Genomic DNA, 21,004 nt, shown 5'->3' with positions numbered 1-21,004 from the left:
CAATGCCTAATCCTTCAGCTCTACCCGTCCTGTACTCTCTTCGTCGCTGTCCTTACGCAATGCGTGGAAGAATGGGCATCGCCTTATCGAAACAACAAGTACTACTAAGAGAAATCGTCACCAAAGACAAGCCTAGTGAACTATTGGCCAGTTCGCCAAAAGGTACAGTTCCAGTTTTAGTGTTATCCGATGGAAAGGTTATTGAGCAGAGCTTAGATGTGATGATGTGGGCGCTTCAACAAAACGATCCTCAAGATCTGCTTCGTTCGAGTAACCCTTCACTCAATGAGCAAATCCACCAGCTCATTCAACAAAATGACAATGAGTTTATTGGTCACTTAGAGAAGTATCGCGCTTCTGTTCGCTATCGTAATGACGACATCGAGCAACGTAGGAACTTGTGCGAAGCCTTTATCAGCGAACTTGAGGCTAAGCTCGCCCACCATGACTATTTGTTTGGAGATTTCCCTAGCCTAGCCGACTTTGCCGTAATGCCATTCGTGAGCCAGTTTGTAAGAGTAGAAAAGAAATGGTTTGTGCAGTCTGAATACCAGAACGTCGGGCGTTGGTTGCGATCGCACCTCGAAAGTAAACTTTATACCCAAGTAATGAAACAGTACCCATTATGGAATGACACCAAGCAAGATTGTCTTTTTGGATAATTCCAAATAGCAAAAGAGCCGCTCAAACCGAGCGGCTCTTTTATTTCATTAACTTTTACAGGATATATCAGTGCTCAAAGATTATTGAATCGCAATTGATATCTCGACTTCAGTTTCGCCTTTGTACAGCTCAAAGTCGGTTGTGTACGTTCGTGTATGTGGGCAATCTGGCGCGTTAAAATACGCCCATACTTCTCCCCACAAATCGATCACCGCTTGTGGGAATTCGCCTTGTGCCGAAAACGTCAGGTATTTTCCAGGTTCAATTTTTGTTTCGACCAATTGGTCAATGTCGTTATCAGTAAGCGCATTGGTACAAGCAATCACATCAAAGTCACCCGTAAAATCTGACTCGTAGTTGGTGTAAACGCCGTATACCTTTGAGTCTGGGGTCAGCTTAGGGAAAGCTTGTTCGAAAAAGCCTTGCCACAATTGCCCTATTTTTGCCTTTGCTGGATCAACCTCGTCGGTATTGTTGGTTCTTACCGAAAAACCATATGCCTTTACCGCTTCTAATATTTGTTCTTTCACTCTTCTATTTCCTAAGCCATTTTAATACATCAACGATTAAGCCAAATCGATTCTAATCTTGGATTTCTTTGTGTCCGCACTTTTCACAAACAACATGGCGAGAAAACTCATCCATAGAGGCGATAAAAGGACCAAGAAACCATCCTTTAATTACGCCTGCGATAAATTCATGCCGCTTTTGGTTTGGCTTGCCTGCAAATGCACTTTCCTTTCTAACCAAAACAACAACGTGTTGCGTACGATCACGACAAGATGTGCAGTAGCTTTGCTCTATTGAATTACTCATATGTCACCCTATGACGTTTTGAAAGATTTTTGCTTAAAATGAGGGTTGTCGACACACACTTCTAATTCAGTAATTCCCGTCAATACAACAAGTTGTTCTTGACCAGAGACACTTAGCTTAATGCATTCTTCTTTGTCTTGGTTACGCTGGGTATCTAATGCAACACCCTCGACCTGTTCGCCAGAACGTAAAGTGAGCTTAATTGGGTATCTGTGCATACACACAATTTCAATATAATCGTAATCACTGCAACTAATCATAATGCCTCCCATTAATCCACCACACTAATGCGACATACCATTCTATGCAAACTGTTTATAATCAATCATTTACTCATATCACATTGAAACAGCCATACACCAGATGATCATGGTTTTAATCATAGTCCCACTTTTGTTATTCACGTTTCTTCTACTCACCTTTGCTTATGCTTTCATTGTTCAGTAGTAACCGAGAACCAGACAATGAAAACCACCAAACACATAGCCCTTTTCATTTTTTGTTTAATGGCGTCAATCATGTCATTCACCGCGAGTGCCGCGACAGCGAATGATGCGAGCCACTTCGCCAACGGCAAGACCAAATATCGACAGCTTTGCCAAGCGTGTCATGGTGATAAAGGTTTAGGTGATGGACCAACAACAGCATCTCTGCCAAGCAAACCCGCCAATATTCCCAATAAGCTTGGCGAATTCTTTACGACAAAGAACTCCTTGGTTGATGAGATTTTAGAAGGCAATATCGAGGAAGGTATGCCCGCATGGCAAGGCGTTATCACAAAGCAAGATGCGATTGATGTTCTTGACTACATAGCGACAATCCAACGATAACTGTTATTCGGTTCACGTTTAAACACAGTTCTTACTTAATAACGTTCGTTTTATTGCGCTATCTATTCGATTGATTAAACTGAAATTATTGGACAGTGAATAATACGGAACGTTATGAACTCAACCCCCCTAGCCACAAGTGCTCTCGTGCTGGTCTCTACAACAGCAGGTGCGGTGAGTTTTATCGACCAAATCGATGGTCACTTGGACATGGGTGAATACCTAGCTGAAAATGCCCATGGCTTTTTACCCGTCCCGATTCTCATCACAGAGCCAGCGGTTGGCTACGGTGGTGGTTTCACCGGTATCTTCCTTCATGAATCAGAAGAGCAGAAAAACACACGCAAAGCACTGGCGGAGAAGTCCCTTGACGGCGGCGCACAACTCTTAACACCTGCAATCACCGCGTTCGGTGGCTTTGCGACAGAAAATGGCACTTGGATGGCATTTATTGGTCACAAGCGCAGCTGGAAAGAGGATTCGATACGCTACCTTGGTGGTTTAGGTTATGGCGATATCAACATGACTTTCTACCGACAAAGTTCTCCCAATGCCCTTTCTCCACTCGATCCAAATGAAGGTATCGAGCTTGGTTTAAAAGGCATGGGAGGGATACAAAAGCTTCAATTTAGAATCCAAGACTCGCCATGGTTAGTTGGCCTATCTCAACAGTTTTTTGCACCTAAATTGTCACTCAATAACCACCCTAAAGCACAAGAGATCCTAAACAATATTGGGAATACCTCACCTACCTCATCAGGCTTAGGTTTAATCGCGGAGTACGACAGTAAAAACAGCTTTCTAAATCCAACTCAAGGCTATAACTATGTCGCTGAGTATCTATGGTTTGGCGATGGACTTGGCAGTGATTACAACTACCAAACGTTCAATCTTGAAGGGCTGAACTATTGGGAACTCAACAAGGAATGGAATCTCGCGTTGCGCGGACAATACAAATCCTTGTCGACTGATGAACGCTTTCTCTCACCTCAATACTATCCAGACATTCAGTTAAGGGGTATTGCGAGAAACCGCTATCAAGGAGAGCATACCTTTGCGGCAGAGGTGCAAGTAAGCAAACAATGGACGCCACGTTGGTCTACCGGTGAGTTTACTGGGATTGGTTATGCTGGCGACAGTGACAGCGATATGTTCGAACAAAGCTCACACGCAGCGTATGGCGTTGGTTTCCGATACCTTATCGCAAGGCGTTATGGCCTGATTTCAGGGATTGATATTGCGTTCAGCGAAGAAGATACCGCACTCTACTTTCAAGTCGGAGCCGGTATCTAGCTAAATCACGGTTCAATGTACCAAGCAGAAGATATTAAGCGAAGGTCTTCCAATACTGGTACAAGCCATCGATATCAGAAGAGCACATCAAGGACATCGCACCTTTGATCTGATCTTCATTCCATTCCCACCACTCCATTTCTAGCAACTGCGCAATTTCAGTTTCACTAAAACGATAGCGGATATGACGAGCTGGGTTAGAACCAACAATTGAGTACGGCTCAACATCTTTGGTTACAACTGCGCGGCTGGCGATAATGGCCCCATCGCCAACCTTTACGCCACTCATGATCATCGCTTCTGTGCCAATCCAAACATCATTGCCAATCACAGTGTCTCCAGAACGTTTAAAGCCGTCGATTGCCCCTTCAAACTTTTCATCATCTTGATAAAAAAATGGGAATGTACTGACCCACTTTTTTTGGTGACCTTGATTGCCTGCCATCATAAACACGGCACCAGAACCAATCGAGCAGTAGCTACCGATGATCAACTTGTCGATATCAGTTCGGTCAGGAAGCAGGTAGCGCGCACAATCATCAAAACTATGCTTGTGATAGTAGCCGGAATAGTAACTTTGCTCACCCACGATGATATTTGGGTTGGTTACTTGTTCTTTAAGTGATTTACCCACGAATGGGCTTTCAAAATAGTTATTCATATTTGTACTCTTAGTTTCGTTCTTTTAGTTGGGTACTCTTTATTGCGCTATGATTCTAACTAATTTCTATTTTTGCGTAAAAGCCTTACTTATCCTAACGCCCACCGGCAATATCAATAAATGACCCTGTCACATAAGAAGCTTCATCTGACAATAACCAAGCGATAGAGTTCGCGACCTCTTCTGGCGTGCCACCTCTTTGCAACGGAAGTTGTGAAGCCAACCTATCCACTCTTCCTGGCTCACCACCATCGGCGTGCATTTCAGTATAGATACAACCCGGCCTTACGCCATTGACACGGATGTTTCTTGACGCCAGTTCAAGGGACAAACCTTTAGTAAGGGAGTCCATTGCACCTTTCGAAGCTGCATAATCTACGTATTCGAATGGCGCTCCGGTACGTGAAGCCGCAGACGATACATTCACAATCGAGCCAGCACCATCCACTTGCTTGATAAAGGCTTTACTGCAGAGGAAGCAGCTCGACACATTTGACTTCATTACCTTTTCAAAGCGATCAAGCTCAATATCTTCTAATGCAGATTGAGTGAATAAGATGCCCGCATTGTTTACCAAATGAGTCACAGGCCCGAGTTTATTGCGTGCAATTTCAAACAAGGATTTAACGTCTGATTCAACCGAGACATCAGCACGCACACTGATAGCAGTGCCGCCTTGTTCTCTAATTTCGCTAACTAGCGCTTCAGCTCTTGATTCATTTTGGATGAAATTGACACAAACCGCATAGCCTTGTTTTGCTAATAGCTTAGATGTTGCAGCACCAATACCTCGGCTTCCTCCAGTAACGATTACGACCTTGTTCATGAACTCTCCTAACTTGCTGACTTTCAATTTATCTGATTGTTGTTATTCACGTACGCTACTGTGCGCTCGTGTTGTGGCATTTGAGGTTATTGATTGAGTGATTCAGGACTGACTAACTGAACCCATTGCGAACGCCACTCTTGTGGGGCAAAGCCATCCGGCCAAAACTCAGTTTGCTTTTTGATCAAGCCATCAACCACGGTATGGAAGGTAATCACACGGTCATTAAGAACACTGTCAGTCACTGACACATCGGTAACAACAGTATCACCCTCACATACAATTGAGTTGAGCGTGAATTTCCACACATCATTTGCTGGGTATTCAGAGTTGATCGCTGTGAAGTTATCTCGCCCAACGGTTAACTCAGATGACTGTGGCCAATAACCTTGGAAATCCTCCGCCAACCATTCGCTCGCTTTTGCAAAATCATTGGTACGCATGGCTTCCCAAAAACCTAATACCACTTCTTTTGGTGTCATTACCTAGTCCTTTATGTTCGCTATTATTCTGATCTAACACACATTAACGGTAGATCTAGGCTTCAGCAAATACCAAGCTTAAAATAATACTAAAACCTTGTCAGGCCGCATGCTTTTGGTCATGGCCTCGATTCTACGAATCGTCTATCTTTCATCGCGAGCCGTGCAGACTAAGTTACTGTCAATACTCCACACCGATCGAAACTACCGTGTAAAAAAGATTGCTGTCTATGTTTGGATCTCAGCTTTATCAATTGGAATATATGCGTATAATCCCCCGCTCCATGCGCCATCAACATGAGCGCAATAACACTATTTCTTAATGAGTACCCCATGTCGAAACTATTTTTCAAAGGCCGTATCGAAACAAGACAAAACCACGTTCTTGCAGGCTACAACGTAAACCGCGATGTAAAAGCGGGTACTGAAGAATCTCCAATCTCTGCAATGGTTCAAACTGAAGCTCGTAAAGCAGAAGTTGAAGCACTGGCTGCTGAGCACGCTATCTTCGTTAACGTAACAGTAGACGCAGAGAAAGAAGAGAACACGATTGAGCTTGATACTGTGCTAAACAAGCCAAAAACAATGACGTTTGAAAAAACGCCTAACCGTAACGATCCATGTTCTTGTGGTAGCGGTAAGAAATATAAGAAGTGCTGCGCTTAAGACTTCTAAATTGAATTGCCAATAGCAAAACGAAATACAACGGGAAGATCGCTGAGATCTTCCCGTTTTTATTTATCCAAACCCTTCATCAATCTAGATGGTCCGGCGTCTCTAAGTAGGTACCGCATCGAGTGCATTTGTAATCTCCCGTTGCTCCATTGGAAATAAACCCAGACAAGATTTGCATCAGCAAGCCTGGTTTCTTCTCATCTTGTGGTGCTTTTTGTGCTTGGCTACTGAACAAAGTGTATTTGTGCAATGTTAGCGCTTTGCAGTTACAACAAAATGCTCGTGTTTGTTCACTTCCATACATCCTATCTATAATCCTATTGGTAACAGAGACTTAAGATATATGAATATGACATAGCTTCAATTAATCTCAAGGCATTTTATAGAATCAAAGATGCATATAACAAATATGGCAACCGTGAAAAAGTCAGTCAATCAGTTACTTGTTTATGCACAAAGCTGTTTAACTCGCTCACACTTCTTATGATGTGAAGCTCTTACTCTTTCGCACGTAGTTCTAAGCGCGACCTAATCAAGATTTCGTTTTAGCAACCGTCGCCTCAGACAAGTTACTAAGCACACCTGAAATCTTCTTAATCACCTCGTCACAGCCATTTATCGCGTGACGCTCTACCAAGTAATTAGGATCGTTGTAAGACAACCATACTTTCTTATTAGAATCCTCCGTGACTAACACCTTCTGCGGTAAATCTATCGCGACTTCTTGAGCGCATTGCATTAATGGTGTCCCTACTTTCGGGTTACCAAAGATGATGACTTCCGTTGGTCTCAATTCAAGATCGACCTTACTCGCGTTTTTCTGATGGTCGATTCTTGCAAACAAGGTTAAACCTTTGCTTTTGGCCATTTCTTCAAAACGGTCTGCCGTCTCTTTCACTGAGTAATTACTTTGGTACTTTATCAAACCATCAGAAGCGGCAACTGAAAAGGATGCAGAAAGTAGAATGGCGCATAGTGGTAGTAATTTTTTCATCGTCACCTCTGAGATTTAACCTAATCAAACTTACATTCATAGCGCCATCTAACGTCGTGGCGTAACCTAACTCAGTATAGACAGGTTTATAAACTCAGTTTGACGAGAGGATCACCTTTCCAATGCATCCTATTATCAGTGTTAATACATGTACCCTAACCAATCGACGTTCCCAGATGGCCAACTGACACCGCTGATCGATTTGACATACAGGTCGTCAACTTCCTCGACCGCGATGCCATAACTTAGATGCTCATTGAGCCTTAGCCAAGAATGGTCGGCAACGACTCGGTTGTAACCGTGCGATGAATAAAAGCTGTGTAACTCGGAGATTAAGATAATGAAATCAACATCCCTCTCCTTTGCATAAGCATCAAGTTCAGAAAGCATTGTTGAACCAAGACCTTTACCTCGAACGTCCTCGGCGATACAAAAATCAATAACACCTAGAACTTTAAAAGCATGACCGCCAACGTTGATCATTCGATAATCAAGGCCAAGATAACCAACCAACTGTCCTTCATGGTGTTTCAGAGCGCGCATATGAGGGAGTTGTTTGTAGTATGAGCGTTGAACCTGATGCTCTGGGAATGCACTGTTCCTGAGTGTGGTAATCGCTTGATGCTGCTCTTTACTTACTTCAATTTCAGATATGATTTCCATGCACTTCCTTGCTCCAAATGGATTCCCGAGACACGATGAGACTAGAAGTTAGTAACCCAAGGTCCCTGCAGCTCAAAGGTCTGATTATCAAAGTCTATACTCCCTTGAACGCCAAGTGGCGTGACTAACATTGGATGAGTGTGGCAGCTATCAAATCCATACAATATCGGCACGCTTTTCCCTTTTAACACTTCAAGAAGCACATCGAGTGGTGTTCGTCCGGTCCCTTTATTGTCGAATAACTCATGCTTACCTAAGATGATAGCGCCCACCTTATCAAACACCCCGCAAGCCAACAGGTGCGCAAAAGAGCGCTCTACGGTCTCAATACCCTTCAACGAGTCCTCGATAAGGAAAATATCGCCGTCGAGAATTTCGGGCATATAGTGGCTACCCCATATCCCAGCCATCGTACTCAAGTTACCACCAATCACTCTGCCATTGGCTTTTCCTGCGCCGATGAACTTCCATTCATTGTTGTAGACTGGCTTCGCGGAGTTTTGAGTTTCCCAGTCGTGTTTAATATCCGTCCATACCTTGGGCATGGTGTATTGATGTTGACTTGTACTCTCGCACAACAACTCACTGAATGATTGAAACGTTTGATCAACCAGCGGCGGAAACTCACCAAATGAGGCAACAAGTGCCGGGCCATAAAATGTGATTAAGCCAGTTTGGGCATGAATCGCCAATAGCAATGCGGTTACGTCGGAGTAACCGATGATGATCTTTGGATCCTTTTTGAGTGCCTCATAATCAATATACGGTAATAACGAGTTGCTATTGTTGCCGCCAATTGTAGACATAATGCAGCGAACTTCAGGATCTCGAATCAGTTGGTTTAGCTCTTCGGCTCTTGCTTGAATAGAGCCAGAACGGTAGCCGTCAGACTTCCCCGTCAATGAGCCTTCGACTAAGGTGAAACCTTTCGATTCCAAGTAATTTTTAGCGCGAGCAAACCGATTGGGAGCGAACACTGTCGCAGGGGAAGACGGTGAGAAAAAACCAATTTTGTCACCGGTGTTTAAAGCCTTTGGGTAAATCACTTCCTTTGTCCTCCATAACAAAAAGGAAACGGCATAATGAGCCTTATTAGCTGAAGTTTTAGATGCTAAAAGTTAGGTATCAACTGAAACAAAATTTCATAATATCAATGCCATGACTTGGTGCCGCACTTCTCACACTGATATTGATATTCTTGGTCTATGAAAAATCCAGGCGTGTCTTTGTCGTCTTTAAAGAGCAGGTTTACGATATACTCCACCATCATCCCTATTTTCCACTGCCTTGCTTCTGATTCCGCCTGCTCCTTTTGCTCCTCAACAGAGCTGCTCATAGCAAGGTGTGGAGTCATTGAGTTACAGTTTTCACAGTAGTATGGGTGTTTAATGTACTTACTATCAATCATTTATATAAACCAATACGCATTTATAAAGTTGATTGCATAGTAACAATCTAACGTTGGATTATCTAACTTATTATATTGATCGACGTCTCATGGCATGTAGTTACGCAGCAAGAGGCGACAAGAGTGCCATGGCTAACGTGTCAACTTGCTAATGAAGGTTAACTATAAATCGAGCTTCTTAACTGTGACGGAGTATGTCCACATATCAGTCTCGCCATCACCAAAGCTCATACTCGCTTCACCACCCTCATGCTTGAGCACGAAGTCTGGCATCTCACTGTAGCTTGATCCACTTTCATAAGTGCATGACATCGTGGCCGATAGAAGAATCGTGTTGTCGTCATCTTCAGAGAGCGTTCCAGTATACGAACACTCATCAACGCTCGTGGTAAGCGTCTGGCCAAGGTAATCAAACTTAACAGATGGAAAGTCGTGCTTTAGGGATTGCTCTTCCACTGCAACGGTCATTTCATAACTAGTGCTTGGTAATTCACTGTCAGCGAATACACTGCTTGATAGACCAAGCAGCGATAACGCCAAGATTCTTTTTTTCATTAATTGATGTGTTCCTTTTAAACTTGAGGCTCTTTGCATAACGTCATAGTAGAGCCACAATTCTTTATTACATACGCTTGGGTGGAAACTTCTTTGTCATGCCTTGGCTAGCTGGAGATACAAGCTTATAACCGAGTTTCTCATAAAACACCGGTTCATCAGCAATCATGGAAACATACGATCCTTCCAGTGCAACAGACGATAGGTAATTGTCGATGTATTCCATCACTTTTCTACCTAAACCCTGCCCTTGATAGGTTGGATCGACTGCGACATCAACCACTTCAAAATTACACGCGCCATCGCCAACAACACGCCCCATCGCAATGAGTTGGTCACCATCTCGAATAGAAATGCCGTATAAACTATTTGGTAAAGCGATTGTGGCTGCCTTCAGTGACTTCGGTGATAATTTTGCTTTCACTCGCATCTCACAAAACTCGGCTGGATTAGGGACTTTCTCTTCGTAATTGAACGCCATTCTTACTACTCCTTTTAATGAGCTGTGAGAATACACACGACAACTGTGTAAATAAACAGTGCCTAGATATTTTGATGAGAATGTCACAATCTAAAGGGCATATCAGCGCCTAAAAGGTGTGGATGATGTCATTCCTTTTCCATCACCCTTGGCAATCTGGATTTAAATTTACTTCAATAACCCTTGTTCGGCGGCCGCTTCAAGTTGAACTTCGAGTTCACTCCACAGTGCCTTGCTGCCTTTAGAAATGCGTTCACCGTTAAATGTCAGTACCTTATCTTTAGATATATTGTGCTTCTTCCAGCTATGACCGCCGCCATGGATGTTATGAAGTAAAGGGGGCACTCTATCAATCGCTTTACCGAATCTCGCTTCCGGTGACTCACCCGCTTCAAATTCTAGCCATAGCTCCAAATATTCGGATCTTAGATGGCTCGGCAATGACTCAAGCAAATGCTCAACACAATTTCTCTCTTTAAGTTTGTTTTCTTCCGTTTCACTGGCATAGATGATCGTGTCACCCGCATCGATTTCACCGAGATCGTGTATAAGCAGCATCTTCATCACTCGGGTTATATCGATCTCTTCATTCGCGTAGTCTTTCAACATCAGAGCACTCAAACAGACATGCCAGCTATGCTCAGCGGAGTTTTCATAGCGATCCAGACCAACTGGCTTCGTTTGTCTATGAACATCCTTCAACTTTTCCACTTCAGCCATGAATTGCAAAATGCCTTTGATTTCTTCCACGATACGCTTCCTTAACTTGAATTGATGTTTTAGATATACGACTGATGCACAGGGTTACAGTGAACGTCTTTCCCCCCACCGAACCGACATCTTGTAGTAAGAGACTCCTGATTTTTGGAATTCAACGCCTTCAACCTGCATCTCAAACCTTTGATAGAAACCCAAAGCGGTTGTGCGAGCATCACACCAAAAATAACTCACTTTATCCGCTTGTAGATCTTTGATGATGTGCGCGATCACCTTAGAGCCAACACCCTGCCCTTGGTATTCTGGCAATGTAGCGAACTTACGTAGCCTGGCTTGCTTCCCTTGAACGTAAACAGACGCAACACAAACTAATTGGTTATCAATATAAGCACCATAATGCGAGGCATGCTCTTCGCCTTCTACCGCACAAAACGACATTGGTTTGTTTGGCCAGAGTACTTGGTGACGAATGGGCAGCACGTTATCCGCTGAAATTTTGGTTATGTCCATGTTGCTCCGGTGCTATTTGGTGTTGGCTTGTAAGATTCAGGTTTATCGATTTGCCATTGGGTGGTCTGGGTTTAATTGCAGAAGATCCCATAGGTTTCCATAAAGGTCTTCGAATACCGCCACTGTTCCGTAGGCTTGCTCTTTCGGCTCTCGAACGAATTTGATTCCCAGAGACACCATGCGTTCATAGTCACGCCAAAAATCATCGGTATTTAAGAAGAGGAACACACGGCCACCAGCTTGGTTGCCGATAAAATCCAATTGCTCGGGCTTGGAGGCTCTCGCTAATAATAAGCTCACACCGTGTGAATTAGGTGGAGCAATAACAACCCAACGCTTATCTTCTTCTGGTAAGTAGGTATCTTCGATAAGTTCAAACTTGAGTTTGTTTACGTAGAAATCTAGGGCTTCATCGTAGTCTTTTACGACAAGTGCAATATGGACAATATTTTGTTTCATAACATACCTTGTTGAGGGTGTCGGATGTAATTGACATGTTCCCTCCTTAGAACAAATGCCACTTTAAATTTTAAACTTCTTAGTCAAACGACCAGCTACAGCTGCCAAAAACCGAGTTCAACACCACTTTGAATGACAATGGCACACATTCCGTGACGTGGTAACTCCATTGGTGGAACTGCTACTTCAGCACCCAACTTTTCAGCTGCGTTTACTGCCGCTTCAATGTCTTTCACTAGCGTGTAATGGCGAACGACTGGCTCCTCAGTTTCACGAAGTGGTCCCCTTACGCCAATCACTCCACCATTAGAGAGCTAGCACCACCTAAGTTCAAATCCACATCACTAAACTTCACATCGTAGATCTGCGCGTAAGTCGCACAAACCGTATCTACTTCAGAGGTAACAATTTCAAGATATTGAACTTTCATGGCCATTCCTTTGATTCCCAGTTGCCTTTTGATAAACAGATTTTAGTTAAGCGTTAATAGCTCCACGCATAATGAACTGTGGCCCAGCGGCGCCACCAAGGTACTGTTCATTGGTATCTTCAAAACCACCTTTAACATAGCACCTATAGGCTGAGGGGTTTTTACAATTAACCGTTAAGTAAATCCATTCATACCCTTCGTAATTGGCTGCTAGATAAGGAAATAGCGCTTGCACCGCGCCAGTACCTAGCCCCTTTCCTTGTTGGTTTTTATCAAGTGCAAACGCCCTTAAGCCAACACTACCTTCAGGGCAAAATTTGTAGCCCGCTGGGTAAGCAACATCAAGCTTAAAGAAGCCCACCACCTCACTGCCATATTTAATAATGTGTAGATGCGTGGTCTCGCTGCCATCTGACAGAAAGTCCGCTGCTGTTCCTGCGAATTTAACCTGTTCATCCGCAAGCTGAATTTCGTTAACTTGCTCAATATGAGCATCATTAAGTCTTTCTATAGTAATCATTATTATTCCTTTATTCGCTATCTAGTCGTGTCTCATTACAAGCGATATTTTTACGAATGCCGCGTAAACCAATCAGGTTTCCAAAAGGGTCCTCGACTTGGCACATCGTCAACCCGCCTTCAATCTCCATTGGACCTCGGTATAACTGAGCCCCAATTAACTGAAAATGCAAAAGTGACTTGTCAAAGTCCTCTGTAGACCAATAAAGGACTGTCCCCTTTTTGCCAGAGCCAACTTTCCCATCCGCTTGCACAATCTCAATAGAAAAACCATTGATATCTAGAGTCGTAAAGTCAGAAGACGGATGATAGGTGGCGACAGACTCAGGAAAGGCCGCTTGATACCAACTTAGTCCCTGCTCTATGTTTGGGACATGAATCAGAATTGCTATTGGTTTGCTCAAGTTAGTCTCCTGATTGACTTGGATGTTTTACCCTTTCGTCTGTAATGTCATTGTTAGTTCAGACACCGACTGACCATCAATTCGATAGTAGTCTTCCATTTCGCCGACAACCGTAAACCCCGTTCTCAAATAAAGATTTTTAGCCGGAAGGTTGTTTGACAATACATTAAGGTCGAGCCAATCAATCGCTTCGCTCTCTCGGCAGTATTGAGTCGCCACATTCATTAGCTTGGAGCCTAAGCCTTGCTTTCTCACGCTGCTGTCGACACCCATACCAAGCAACACACGGTGAGAACAGTAATTACCATTATGATGGCGCAAGTCGATATGGCCACGAATAGCACCATTCGAATCTTTAGCTAACCAAATTTTTCGCCAGCCATTCTCTCCAAACTCAAACTTAAACCCATCAGAAAAGCGAGCCTTATGTGCTTCAGACATTTTACAATCTGACTTTGAGACTGGCTGGAATAGCGGTGTCTCTTCTAATGCGATTTCTGACAACTGTGTATCCAGATATACGAACAAACTCCCTAAATCAGAGTGTTGTGCTTCTACTATTTTCATTACTACTCCTATTCCAACTTCGCCTCAAATGGCAGAAATGTTTTATCGGGTTACTCATTGTGCATCGTTAATGCCAAGCCTTAAGAATCAACACCAATCCAAAGCAATGCCCCACGTGTCAGTTAAAACTCGTCACAAGTATCTCTTGAGCTCCTATCTGGAAAATCGAAATTAAGATTATTATCGTCTTCCAAGATAAACAGGACACGCCCATTCTCAACGCCTGTTTCATTTCTATCAGAACATCCGAGAAAGAGCTCCCAGTCGAACGCATATTCAAGACGATACTGGTTATAATTCACATGTTGCACGCTTTTGATTTTGATTCCGTTGACCACATGTGCCATATCATCGATGTACGACAGGTCTGGAACCAGTTGGTCCTCAAATTTACTCTTATTGTCAGTTAAAAAATCGGCGAGCTCAGAGCATAGTTCTGGACCATGAACCAAAGGTTGAGATTTATGGATAAACAACATTTCCCAATATTCCTGCAGCGAGTTGGAGTGAAGATACAAAGATCAGCGTATAAAATGCGACTTCCAGCCTGTTACACAACGACCTTTCCGTAACTATTTCTGTCCATATCAACCACCTCAACAGTGATCGATGCTCTGCTGAGGGACAAAGACAGCAATTGCATCATTACTGTTTCAGATAGCATTACTTTGTCGGTGTCACTTCGGCCAGACAATATACGCACAGTCACATGGATAAAATCTTCTTTTTCTGTACCCGTTTGGTAGTTCTCATAAGCGATACTTCGAACTTTAATGTCTCGTCCATCGGCTTCGAATAACTCTGAGTTCAGTGTTCCTAAAAACACTTTCTTGTTCAGTTGCTCGGCGTTAATTGTCGACGAGTGTTCGATAATACAATGAGGCAAATCTTACTCCTTTGGTTAACCTGGTATTAGTTATGTGCCGCTTTTTCTGACTATATCGATCCGTTAGGCGTTACTATTACCCGAGCTATTAAACGAATACATCCGCACTTCATCACGTGGAAACCAGCCTAACTTTTCATAGAATTTCTGAGCGTTAATATTATCGTTATACACGAATAAATGTGTCTTGGGGACACCTACCCCAGCCAATGCGTTAACCGCTTCAGTTACTAGTTGGCAACCTAGATTTTGTCCTCTAAATTCAGTACTGACCGCTAGATGCTGCAAATATCCACGACGGCCATCCGTCCCTACTAACACCGCACCAACCACGCCTTGTTTAGACTCTGCAATGAAGCTCAAGCCGGGGTTACGCTCGAGATAAGTTGCAATGCTCTGTTTTGAATCTGCATCGCGAATGCTCATACCTTCGGTTTCGCACCATAAGTTAATCACAGAATCATAATCGGCGATGCACATCTCTCGAATATTAATCACTTCACTTTCCTTGTGTTTGTTTATGTTCATCCTTGCCCTATATGATTACTCTGTTAGCGACTTGGTGAGAAACGCTAATGATGAGTCTAGAGGATAATTCTCAAGCACCATTTGGCATTGGTAGCCATGCTTCTCATAAAAAGGTTTGGCCTGAAAACTTAACGTGTCGACCAGTGATGAGGTACAGCCTTGAGACTGTGCGTACTCTTCTAGGTGTTGCAGTAACTGGCTGCCGACCTGCTTGCCTCTCATTGAGTCATCGACCCAAAGAAACTTGATCAATAGCCAGTTTCCCCAAAGATCCGCAATAACACCACCAACCTTAACACCCTCCTCCATGGCGTAATAGCCTACTTGAGATTTAGGTATGCCTTCAAGAAATGGCGTATTGTGTTTGATTAGACCAGCGCGAACTTCGTTGATGTCACTATCTGATGGGTCGGTATCTAACGCGTATTCCATTTGCTACGTACTCCTAGTCTGTCGAGTTGTATAAAATGACTCATTCATTATTGAAATTTCTGCCGGGGCAACAAGCCAATCTTCAAACTTTTTGGCGATCTCTTGCGTAGCTTGGGGGATGATCACCTGACGATAAAAAGGTGATGGAACAGATTAGGGTTACAGTCCATATGGTTGATAGATACTCAAAGAGACATTTCTTCATATGTATTGATGATTTTTATGGTGTCACTTAGGTCATTCTTTCCATTGAACTCATGCTGGATTGCAACAACATCACAACCACTTGCTTTACCTGCTTGAATACCTGCAGCTGAATCTTCAAACACGATAGTCTGTTCTGGTGAAGCGTTAAGCCCAGACAAAGCAAGATTGTATGCTTCGGGATCAGGCTTATGCTTAGTCACATGTTCCTGTGTGATAACTAGGTCAAAGGTATCTTCAAGCTTTAACGAGGTTAAGATATTTTCAACCATCCAAGTTGCCGCAGAGCTCACCACACCGCATTTTTTGTCAGCAAGTTTCAAGCTGTTGAGATAAGCCTTAGCACCATCATTCAATTCAAGTTGCTCACTTAGCATTTGCTCATAGTGTGAACGAAAAGCTAGATTAAACTCTGCCAAACTTGGAGCGATATCAGCATGCTTGAAAAAGTGGTTTGTCACCACCTGCCAACTTTCTCCCATCACCTCTTTGTAAATATTGTGGTCTACCGCTGCACCATAATCTTGACATGCTAATGCTAGAGCCTTGCCTTTTAGAGGTTCTGAATTAACCAATGTACCGTCCATATCAAATAGGTACACTTCATACATTTTCAATTTACTCTCCTTGTGTCATTTGCTCACCATTGTACTTTCTAGTTGTCGCTAATCCTCGAGGTAAGAATATGATCTTCCCATTTCCCTGCGATTTTCAGGTATTTCCTGGCGTAGCCTTCCTTTTCAAAACCAAGCTTAAACAAAACCTTTTCACTCGCTTTATTACGTGGCATATAGGTCGCCATAATTCTATTGAGACCGACAACGTCAAACATGTATCGAAGTGTGACCTCAAGAATTTCAGTCATAAAACCTTTCCCTTCATATTTTTGTGCCATGTGATAGCCCAAAAAGCATGCCTGAAAAACACCTCGAGCAATGGCGGTGTAACTGCAGACACCGACAACTTCTCTCGTTTCTTTGTCGATTGCGACAAATTTAATTTCTTTCCCGCTCTCGAATAACGCTTCACTGGCATGACAAAAGTCTTCCCAATACCCCAAGGTATAGAATTGCTCGTCGCGCATGGGAGACCAAGGAGCTAAATGACAGCGATTTTCTAGGTGATATTGTAAAAGCGCTGCTGCGTGTTGCTTACCCATTGCTTCAATCTGAGTTCGTGCCGTTTCTAACATTTCAAATGCTCACCTTTTTGGTGTACCAATCCGCATTACTTTGGTTCGCTTGAGAAACCCAATGTATTAGGCTTATAACCCAATGCATCTAAATCGATACCTTGCTCTGAAAGTAACTTCTCAAATAAAGGCAACAATGGACCTAAGTTTTCATTTAGAGTATCACGCACCGTGTCAACGACGACTTGAGTGCCACGCTCGATTTCGATATTGACGAAGTTACCTACTGATTTCGATGAGAAGACGGTCATTCGACGGGTTTCTGGGATCAACCAAACCTCAAACCACCCTTCGACTTTATTAACGTCAGAAACGGTTAAGCTAGCCCCATTGATTGCAATATAACCTTTCGGGAATACATATCTTTTCCACTCATTAGGAAGAACTAGGCGCACGCAGTAGTTATCTTCAATTTCGGATATTTGGATAATCGCGACATTAAAGTCAACGTGACCAGAAAGTGGGTGACCACCAATTTCAGCGCCGTCTCTTGCCGCCCTCTCAGCGTTCACTGATTGACCAACTTCATAATTGCTTAGCGTGGTAATTAATAGGCTTTGCAGCATGACGTCAAACTTTACTCGAACATCTGAGAGCAACTCAGTAACGGTCAAACACACACCATCAATTGCGATACTGGCACCAATTTCCAACTCGTGACAAAAGCCTGTCGGAAACTCTATGACGAACGTTCTTATTCCGTTGTTATCGCTGACTTCAGCAATGTTAGCAACGGTTTGTACAATACCTGTAAACATATCTTCCCTGTTATTGTGTTTAGTGTTGGCACAACGTGACGTTTGACTAATACCCAACGCCACTAGCCTAAATGAAAAATCGGTTACTCAACACAGAACGGCTTACGCACAAAGCTTTGGTTGGTCAATCTCAGGCTTTATGTTTTTTGTAAGCGCGGTGTCATTCAATTGCTGAGTGATCAAGTAAGTTATCGGTGTGCAATTTTCGGGTAGCTCATCACGCTCAAACCAACGTAACTCTTGGCATAAATGGGGCTCAGCATTCTGTATGTCGCCAGCCCATTCATGGCATAAGTAGAAATAGTGACAAATGGGTAGCTCTGGATCAGAGACAATCGCGAACAATGCTAAGTTACCAACGTCAACTGCGACCTCTTCTCGCGCTTCGCGCTCTGCTGCGGTCCGAGGTAACTCCCCTTGCTCTATTCTGCCGGAAGGAAATCCCCAATATTGGTCGAACGCTTCTGTGTTTTGACGAAAGCCGAGCAGAAACTTAGAGCCCGAAACAAAGATAATTTGGACTACATTCTTCATGAGTATCACAGTGTCGATTGGTAATATTTGACCATATCGTCTTGATTGATCGCTGGGCCTTCTAAGCTCTGTTGATCTTTCATGATCTGTGCCAGTGAAGGTAGAATAGAACGCTCGACTTTAAACGTATCAGACCAAAGCTTGCCTCTCATTACCGCCTTAGCGCAATGAAAGTACATAGACTCTACGGCGATTTTAATCACGACTTTTGGGGCTTTCTTCCCGTCAGGACAAGCGGCAAGCAAATTTGGATCGGTATGAATGCTGGCTTTACCTTTAAGACGTACCACTTCATCAATCCCATTAACTATCAGCAGTAATCCAACTTCTGGGTTATTGATGATGTTTTTTAAACCATCAATTCGATTGTTCCCCGAACTGTCAGGTATTAGGACCGTTGACTCATCGACAATCTTAATAAAACCGGGCTCACCGCCTTTTGGAGACAGATCCCCAAAGCCTTGAGAGTCTGTCGTCCCCAAAACCGCGAAATGGCAATGGTTGATCAAAGTAATCGCATGGGCATCCAGTGCTGGAAGTACTTTATTTTTAGCCCTTTTACTCGGCTCGGCATAAAGCTCATTTAATTGTTCTAATGTTTTTATTTCACTCATTGTTAAGCCTCTTCGTGCACTTTTGTGCATCTAATTTTCACTATAATTACAAATTTTTTAATGACTCGCGCAGTTTCTCCATACTTTGGATGCCGAGTTCACTACTTTTCCAACCAAACTGATCGCCCTCAAATCTTGGAAAGATATGTAGATGATAATGAGACAACTCATTAAACTCACCGTTATTTTGCAAGAATGAAATACCATCAGGTTTAAATGCCTCTTCAATACGTCGATACACCTGCCTAGCGACAGAATGAATTTCAGTGAGAACAACTTCTGGTACATCGATATAGTTGGTGTAAGGGTGTGTGGGACAAATCAAAATATGCCCAAAGTTGATCGGATTGTGGTCAGCAAACGCAACCACATCATCAGATTCGTAAACGATGACAGCCTCCATTTCGCGGCGAACAATTTTTTCGACTATTGTCATTTAAAATCTCCAAGTTTCAGTTTTGAGCACTTACCTTCTTAAAGGGCTATAGGCCGTACATCGCGCTTCATTACTTTTTGAGTGACTTGTACATGATGTAGCTGTTAATTGGACCAAATTTAGGATGCTTATATGCCTTTGGAATGGCACCGATAATACTAAAGCCAAGCCTTTCCCAAAGTTTGATTGCCGTTTTGTTCGTCGACACTACACTGTTGAATTGCATCGCCTCAAAGCCTAATTCAATCGCGACTTGTTGAGAGTGTTCGCACAAAGACCGAGCAATTCCCTGCCCCCTTGCCTCTTCGGAAACCATGTAACCGCAGTTACAAATATGACCGCTTGGACCCATTGCATTAGGCTTTATGTAATACGAGCCTAAAACAACGTCATTCTCGGTATAGACATAAGTTTGTGATGGCTGTTCACACCAAACCGAAAAGGCTTGTTCCATCGTCATTTCCGGATCAAATGCGTAGGTTTCTTGCGCTTGAATCACAGCCGAGAAAGTAGGCCAAAATGACTCAAAGTCAGATTTAGACATTTCCCTGATCATGAATTTCCTCCTAAACCAAATTTATGGCAACACGGATTCTACTACCACCAAGTTGACACATTGATGTGGTACTTATTTATCGGAGGCGCCCTGTTAATAATTAGTATGTTAGGAAAGGAGAACACAGCAGCAAAAGGTCAAAACTGAGTGGTTAGAAGAAGTTATAAACCTTCGCTAACTGGCTAATACATTTCCGTAACGTACTGACTACCATAGCAAATATGCCTCCATTCCGGATAGATGCGGAAGTGCGTAGTGATACACATTATTAACAAAGAGCTACTATAGATAAAATGTTTTATAACCCAGTTATTGAGGTAAACCGATCACCAACAAGCTCCGACAACAGACTATCTTGGAGCCTCTTCCTCAGTGAAGTTTGTTTTGAAGGTAAATGCGTAAGGAGAGTCTCCTACATCTCTGAGGTGCTCTAAACGTTCAATCGCTTCATCAAGGGTTGGGATGTGATCATCCTTGACCCACCAAAGCACATATGTGTCTTCCGCTAAGCGATGAAACCATTCGCCCTTTCTTCGCATAAAGTCACGATGGTGAGTTCGAAACATGAAGTTCTTTAACGCGTCGACCGATTCCCAGACAGACATATTGACGATCATGTTCGGATCATCAAACGCTTTTATGTTGGTTGCATCGCCAGATTCATCTTTAAGGCGCCACACAAACCCTTCACTACTTTCGGCAATGCCATTTACCAATTCCAAGTTATCGACGAAATCTTTAATCTCTGGTGCGTCTAAAGGGTATTTCGCGAGTGCGATATTTAATTGAGCGAGTTTCACAATGCTTCTTCCTTGAATGGATTATGATGGAAATAAAGAACGCTTCCTTGAGCAATAGCTAAGGCGATTCGCTAACCTTAACTCGTCACTGATGCTTCACACTGAAACACG

35 protein-coding genes and 1 pseudogene are annotated in these 21,004 nt (G+C 43.1%); 4 read left to right on the top strand and 32 right to left on the bottom strand.

Going from position 1 to position 21,004, the window contains the following annotated elements:
* Window positions 1-2 precede the first annotated feature (2 nt).
* Complete coding sequence (locus JC606_RS15950; RefSeq protein WP_198778952.1) at window positions 3-662, top strand: glutathione S-transferase; 660 nt, start codon at window positions 3-5, stop codon at window positions 660-662.
* A gap of 81 nt (window positions 663-743) precedes the next feature.
* Here JC606_RS15950 and JC606_RS15945 read toward each other — a convergent pair whose 3' ends face one another.
* From JC606_RS15945 to JC606_RS15935, 3 genes are read right to left on the bottom strand one after another with little or no spacing between them, the layout of a single operon-like run.
* Window positions 744-1,193: a GyrI-like domain-containing protein gene (locus JC606_RS15945; protein WP_198778951.1), complete on the bottom strand. Its 450-nt coding sequence runs from the start codon at window positions 1,191-1,193 to the stop codon at window positions 744-746.
* A 52-nt stretch (window positions 1,194-1,245) separates the two neighbouring features.
* Window positions 1,246-1,479 carry a hypothetical protein gene (locus tag JC606_RS15940; RefSeq protein ID WP_186171967.1) on the bottom strand — a complete coding sequence of 78 codons (234 nt, stop codon included), beginning with the start codon at window positions 1,477-1,479 and terminating at the stop codon, window positions 1,246-1,248.
* A gap of 8 nt (window positions 1,480-1,487) precedes the next feature.
* On the bottom strand, window positions 1,488-1,739 hold the full coding sequence (locus JC606_RS15935; RefSeq protein WP_105024956.1) for a Rho-binding antiterminator: 252 nt from the start codon (window positions 1,737-1,739) through the stop codon (window positions 1,488-1,490).
* Between the two features lie 204 nt (window positions 1,740-1,943).
* Here JC606_RS15935 and JC606_RS15930 point away from each other — a divergent pair, with 204 nt between their 5' ends.
* Together JC606_RS15930 and JC606_RS15925 are read left to right on the top strand one after the other, a co-directional pair.
* Complete coding sequence (locus tag JC606_RS15930) at window positions 1,944-2,309, top strand: c-type cytochrome (RefSeq protein ID WP_137408472.1); 366 nt, start codon at window positions 1,944-1,946, stop codon at window positions 2,307-2,309.
* A gap of 114 nt (window positions 2,310-2,423) precedes the next feature.
* A complete protein-coding gene (locus JC606_RS15925) occupies window positions 2,424-3,602 on the top strand; it encodes a BamA/TamA family outer membrane protein (protein WP_198778950.1) in 1,179 nt (392 codons plus the stop codon).
* Window positions 3,603-3,636: 34 nt separating this feature from the next.
* Here the strand turns inward: JC606_RS15925 and catB are convergent, their stop codons facing one another.
* The 3 genes from catB to JC606_RS15910 form a co-directional block, all read right to left on the bottom strand.
* Window positions 3,637-4,263, bottom strand: a complete 627-nt coding sequence (catB, locus tag JC606_RS15920; RefSeq protein ID WP_198778949.1) for a type B chloramphenicol O-acetyltransferase — start codon at window positions 4,261-4,263, stop codon at window positions 3,637-3,639.
* Between the two features lie 94 nt (window positions 4,264-4,357).
* Window positions 4,358-5,089 (bottom strand): glucose 1-dehydrogenase, encoded by a 732-nt coding sequence (locus JC606_RS15915; RefSeq protein WP_198778948.1) that lies wholly within the window; start codon window positions 5,087-5,089, stop codon window positions 4,358-4,360.
* 86 nt (window positions 5,090-5,175) lie between these two features.
* Window positions 5,176-5,571, bottom strand: coding sequence for a nuclear transport factor 2 family protein (locus JC606_RS15910; protein WP_198778947.1), 396 nt, complete (start codon window positions 5,569-5,571; stop codon window positions 5,176-5,178).
* 333 nt (window positions 5,572-5,904) lie between these two features.
* Here JC606_RS15910 and JC606_RS15905 point away from each other — a divergent pair, with 333 nt between their 5' ends.
* On the top strand, window positions 5,905-6,237 hold the full coding sequence (locus tag JC606_RS15905; RefSeq protein WP_171731877.1) for a PBPRA1643 family SWIM/SEC-C metal-binding motif protein: 333 nt from the start codon (window positions 5,905-5,907) through the stop codon (window positions 6,235-6,237).
* 88 nt (window positions 6,238-6,325) lie between these two features.
* Here JC606_RS15905 and JC606_RS15900 read toward each other — a convergent pair whose 3' ends face one another.
* From JC606_RS15900 to JC606_RS15775, 26 genes and pseudogenes are all read right to left on the bottom strand, one after another.
* Complete coding sequence (locus JC606_RS15900; RefSeq protein ID WP_105057115.1) at window positions 6,326-6,550, bottom strand: hypothetical protein; 225 nt, start codon at window positions 6,548-6,550, stop codon at window positions 6,326-6,328.
* Between the two features lie 228 nt (window positions 6,551-6,778).
* The gene (locus tag JC606_RS15895; protein ID WP_198778946.1) at window positions 6,779-7,240 is read right to left on the bottom strand and encodes a DUF302 domain-containing protein; all 462 of its coding nucleotides are present in this window, start codon (window positions 7,238-7,240) and stop codon (window positions 6,779-6,781) included.
* 141 nt (window positions 7,241-7,381) lie between these two features.
* A complete protein-coding gene (locus tag JC606_RS15890; RefSeq protein WP_105057113.1) occupies window positions 7,382-7,903 on the bottom strand; it encodes a GNAT family N-acetyltransferase in 522 nt (173 codons plus the stop codon).
* 41 nt (window positions 7,904-7,944) lie between these two features.
* Complete coding sequence (locus JC606_RS15885; RefSeq protein WP_198778945.1) at window positions 7,945-8,949, bottom strand: S66 family peptidase; 1,005 nt, start codon at window positions 8,947-8,949, stop codon at window positions 7,945-7,947.
* A gap of 104 nt (window positions 8,950-9,053) precedes the next feature.
* Window positions 9,054-9,311 (bottom strand): hypothetical protein, encoded by a 258-nt coding sequence (locus JC606_RS15880; RefSeq protein WP_137408479.1) that lies wholly within the window; start codon window positions 9,309-9,311, stop codon window positions 9,054-9,056.
* 162 nt (window positions 9,312-9,473) lie between these two features.
* Window positions 9,474-9,866 carry a hypothetical protein gene (locus JC606_RS15875; RefSeq protein WP_102423003.1) on the bottom strand — a complete coding sequence of 131 codons (393 nt, stop codon included), beginning with the start codon at window positions 9,864-9,866 and terminating at the stop codon, window positions 9,474-9,476.
* Window positions 9,867-9,933: 67 nt separating this feature from the next.
* Window positions 9,934-10,347 (bottom strand): GNAT family N-acetyltransferase, encoded by a 414-nt coding sequence (locus JC606_RS15870; RefSeq protein WP_061031371.1) that lies wholly within the window; start codon window positions 10,345-10,347, stop codon window positions 9,934-9,936.
* Between the two features lie 168 nt (window positions 10,348-10,515).
* On the bottom strand, window positions 10,516-11,097 hold the full coding sequence (locus JC606_RS15865) for an HD domain-containing protein (RefSeq protein ID WP_198778944.1): 582 nt from the start codon (window positions 11,095-11,097) through the stop codon (window positions 10,516-10,518).
* A 54-nt stretch (window positions 11,098-11,151) separates the two neighbouring features.
* On the bottom strand, window positions 11,152-11,574 hold the full coding sequence (locus JC606_RS15860) for a GNAT family N-acetyltransferase (RefSeq protein WP_198778943.1): 423 nt from the start codon (window positions 11,572-11,574) through the stop codon (window positions 11,152-11,154).
* 42 nt (window positions 11,575-11,616) lie between these two features.
* On the bottom strand, window positions 11,617-12,033 hold the full coding sequence (locus JC606_RS15855; RefSeq protein ID WP_198778942.1) for a VOC family protein: 417 nt from the start codon (window positions 12,031-12,033) through the stop codon (window positions 11,617-11,619).
* Window positions 12,034-12,128: 95 nt separating this feature from the next.
* Window positions 12,129-12,463: pseudogene (locus JC606_RS23610) on the bottom strand (hydroxylase).
* 46 nt (window positions 12,464-12,509) lie between these two features.
* Entirely contained in the window at window positions 12,510-12,983 is a 474-nt protein-coding gene (locus tag JC606_RS15845; RefSeq protein ID WP_137408482.1) for a GNAT family N-acetyltransferase, read from the bottom strand.
* Between the two features lie 10 nt (window positions 12,984-12,993).
* A complete protein-coding gene (locus tag JC606_RS15840) occupies window positions 12,994-13,386 on the bottom strand; it encodes a VOC family protein (RefSeq protein WP_137408483.1) in 393 nt (130 codons plus the stop codon).
* 27 nt (window positions 13,387-13,413) lie between these two features.
* Window positions 13,414-13,953 carry a GNAT family N-acetyltransferase gene (locus tag JC606_RS15835; protein ID WP_198778941.1) on the bottom strand — a complete coding sequence of 180 codons (540 nt, stop codon included), beginning with the start codon at window positions 13,951-13,953 and terminating at the stop codon, window positions 13,414-13,416.
* Between the two features lie 122 nt (window positions 13,954-14,075).
* On the bottom strand, window positions 14,076-14,432 hold the full coding sequence (locus JC606_RS15830; RefSeq protein WP_198778940.1) for a hypothetical protein: 357 nt from the start codon (window positions 14,430-14,432) through the stop codon (window positions 14,076-14,078).
* Window positions 14,433-14,503: 71 nt separating this feature from the next.
* Complete coding sequence (locus JC606_RS15825) at window positions 14,504-14,839, bottom strand: 5-carboxymethyl-2-hydroxymuconate Delta-isomerase (protein ID WP_198778939.1); 336 nt, start codon at window positions 14,837-14,839, stop codon at window positions 14,504-14,506.
* Window positions 14,840-14,902: 63 nt separating this feature from the next.
* Window positions 14,903-15,337: a GNAT family N-acetyltransferase gene (locus tag JC606_RS15820; RefSeq protein ID WP_008217726.1), complete on the bottom strand. Its 435-nt coding sequence runs from the start codon at window positions 15,335-15,337 to the stop codon at window positions 14,903-14,905.
* 45 nt (window positions 15,338-15,382) lie between these two features.
* A complete protein-coding gene (locus JC606_RS15815; protein WP_102425902.1) occupies window positions 15,383-15,799 on the bottom strand; it encodes a GNAT family N-acetyltransferase in 417 nt (138 codons plus the stop codon).
* 185 nt (window positions 15,800-15,984) lie between these two features.
* Window positions 15,985-16,614 carry an HAD family hydrolase gene (locus JC606_RS15810; RefSeq protein WP_198778956.1) on the bottom strand — a complete coding sequence of 210 codons (630 nt, stop codon included), beginning with the start codon at window positions 16,612-16,614 and terminating at the stop codon, window positions 15,985-15,987.
* Window positions 16,615-16,658: 44 nt separating this feature from the next.
* Complete coding sequence (locus JC606_RS15805; protein WP_137408488.1) at window positions 16,659-17,195, bottom strand: GNAT family N-acetyltransferase; 537 nt, start codon at window positions 17,193-17,195, stop codon at window positions 16,659-16,661.
* A gap of 35 nt (window positions 17,196-17,230) precedes the next feature.
* On the bottom strand, window positions 17,231-17,953 hold the full coding sequence (locus tag JC606_RS15800; protein WP_198778938.1) for a riboflavin synthase subunit alpha: 723 nt from the start codon (window positions 17,951-17,953) through the stop codon (window positions 17,231-17,233).
* 102 nt (window positions 17,954-18,055) lie between these two features.
* Window positions 18,056-18,487, bottom strand: coding sequence for an NUDIX domain-containing protein (locus tag JC606_RS15795; protein ID WP_198778937.1), 432 nt, complete (start codon window positions 18,485-18,487; stop codon window positions 18,056-18,058).
* A 5-nt stretch (window positions 18,488-18,492) separates the two neighbouring features.
* Entirely contained in the window at window positions 18,493-19,101 is a 609-nt protein-coding gene (locus JC606_RS15790) for a pyridoxamine 5'-phosphate oxidase family protein (protein ID WP_198778936.1), read from the bottom strand.
* Between the two features lie 46 nt (window positions 19,102-19,147).
* Window positions 19,148-19,537 carry an HIT family protein gene (locus JC606_RS15785; RefSeq protein WP_004741048.1) on the bottom strand — a complete coding sequence of 130 codons (390 nt, stop codon included), beginning with the start codon at window positions 19,535-19,537 and terminating at the stop codon, window positions 19,148-19,150.
* 70 nt (window positions 19,538-19,607) lie between these two features.
* Window positions 19,608-20,093: a GNAT family N-acetyltransferase gene (locus tag JC606_RS15780; protein ID WP_004741049.1), complete on the bottom strand. Its 486-nt coding sequence runs from the start codon at window positions 20,091-20,093 to the stop codon at window positions 19,608-19,610.
* A gap of 350 nt (window positions 20,094-20,443) precedes the next feature.
* Window positions 20,444-20,893, bottom strand: coding sequence for a DUF3291 domain-containing protein (locus JC606_RS15775; protein ID WP_198778935.1), 450 nt, complete (start codon window positions 20,891-20,893; stop codon window positions 20,444-20,446).
* Window positions 20,894-21,004: the final 111 nt, after the last annotated feature.

This window comes from Vibrio sp. IB15 (assembly GCF_016406055.1).
Classification (GTDB): Bacteria; Pseudomonadota; Gammaproteobacteria; order Enterobacterales; family Vibrionaceae; genus Vibrio; species Vibrio chagasii.
The sequence above is the reverse complement of the archived record's forward strand: the minus strand, read 5'-3'. Positions and strand labels throughout refer to the sequence as shown.

Coding starts and splice junctions, on each gene's coding strand:
- JC606_RS15780 (WP_004741049.1), bottom strand. CDS start 20,093: ATGATCAGGGAAATGTCTAAATCTGACTTTGAGTCATTTTGGCCTACT.
- JC606_RS15800 (WP_198778938.1), bottom strand. CDS start 17,953: ATGTTTACAGGTATTGTACAAACCGTTGCTAACATTGCTGAAGTCAGC.
- JC606_RS15815 (WP_102425902.1), bottom strand. CDS start 15,799: ATGGAATACGCGTTAGATACCGACCCATCAGATAGTGACATCAACGAA.
- JC606_RS15950 (WP_198778952.1), top strand. CDS start 3: ATGCCTAATCCTTCAGCTCTACCCGTCCTGTACTCTCTTCGTCGCTGT.
- JC606_RS15905 (WP_171731877.1), top strand. CDS start 5,905: ATGTCGAAACTATTTTTCAAAGGCCGTATCGAAACAAGACAAAACCAC.
- JC606_RS15895 (WP_198778946.1), bottom strand. CDS start 7,240: ATGAAAAAATTACTACCACTATGCGCCATTCTACTTTCTGCATCCTTT.
- JC606_RS15940 (WP_186171967.1), bottom strand. CDS start 1,479: ATGAGTAATTCAATAGAGCAAAGCTACTGCACATCTTGTCGTGATCGT.
- JC606_RS15935 (WP_105024956.1), bottom strand. CDS start 1,739: ATGATTAGTTGCAGTGATTACGATTATATTGAAATTGTGTGTATGCAC.
- JC606_RS15890 (WP_105057113.1), bottom strand. CDS start 7,903: ATGGAAATCATATCTGAAATTGAAGTAAGTAAAGAGCAGCATCAAGCG.
- JC606_RS15870 (WP_061031371.1), bottom strand. CDS start 10,347: ATGGCGTTCAATTACGAAGAGAAAGTCCCTAATCCAGCCGAGTTTTGT.
- JC606_RS15835 (WP_198778941.1), bottom strand. CDS start 13,953: ATGAAAATAGTAGAAGCACAACACTCTGATTTAGGGAGTTTGTTCGTA.
- JC606_RS15910 (WP_198778947.1), bottom strand. CDS start 5,571: ATGACACCAAAAGAAGTGGTATTAGGTTTTTGGGAAGCCATGCGTACC.
- JC606_RS15880 (WP_137408479.1), bottom strand. CDS start 9,311: ATGATTGATAGTAAGTACATTAAACACCCATACTACTGTGAAAACTGT.
- JC606_RS15785 (WP_004741048.1), bottom strand. CDS start 19,537: ATGACAATAGTCGAAAAAATTGTTCGCCGCGAAATGGAGGCTGTCATC.
- JC606_RS15810 (WP_198778956.1), bottom strand. CDS start 16,614: ATGTATGAAGTGTACCTATTTGATATGGACGGTACATTGGTTAATTCA.
- JC606_RS15845 (WP_137408482.1), bottom strand. CDS start 12,983: ATGATTACTATAGAAAGACTTAATGATGCTCATATTGAGCAAGTTAAC.
- JC606_RS15805 (WP_137408488.1), bottom strand. CDS start 17,195: ATGTTAGAAACGGCACGAACTCAGATTGAAGCAATGGGTAAGCAACAC.
- JC606_RS15930 (WP_137408472.1), top strand. CDS start 1,944: ATGAAAACCACCAAACACATAGCCCTTTTCATTTTTTGTTTAATGGCG.
- catB (WP_198778949.1), bottom strand. CDS start 4,263: ATGAATAACTATTTTGAAAGCCCATTCGTGGGTAAATCACTTAAAGAA.
- JC606_RS15860 (WP_198778943.1), bottom strand. CDS start 11,574: ATGGACATAACCAAAATTTCAGCGGATAACGTGCTGCCCATTCGTCAC.
- JC606_RS15915 (WP_198778948.1), bottom strand. CDS start 5,089: ATGAACAAGGTCGTAATCGTTACTGGAGGAAGCCGAGGTATTGGTGCT.
- JC606_RS15875 (WP_102423003.1), bottom strand. CDS start 9,866: ATGAAAAAAAGAATCTTGGCGTTATCGCTGCTTGGTCTATCAAGCAGT.
- JC606_RS15925 (WP_198778950.1), top strand. CDS start 2,424: ATGAACTCAACCCCCCTAGCCACAAGTGCTCTCGTGCTGGTCTCTACA.
- JC606_RS15855 (WP_198778942.1), bottom strand. CDS start 12,033: ATGAAACAAAATATTGTCCATATTGCACTTGTCGTAAAAGACTACGAT.
- JC606_RS15795 (WP_198778937.1), bottom strand. CDS start 18,487: ATGAAGAATGTAGTCCAAATTATCTTTGTTTCGGGCTCTAAGTTTCTG.
- JC606_RS15830 (WP_198778940.1), bottom strand. CDS start 14,432: ATGTTGTTTATCCATAAATCTCAACCTTTGGTTCATGGTCCAGAACTA.
- JC606_RS15900 (WP_105057115.1), bottom strand. CDS start 6,550: ATGTATGGAAGTGAACAAACACGAGCATTTTGTTGTAACTGCAAAGCG.
- JC606_RS15790 (WP_198778936.1), bottom strand. CDS start 19,101: ATGAGTGAAATAAAAACATTAGAACAATTAAATGAGCTTTATGCCGAG.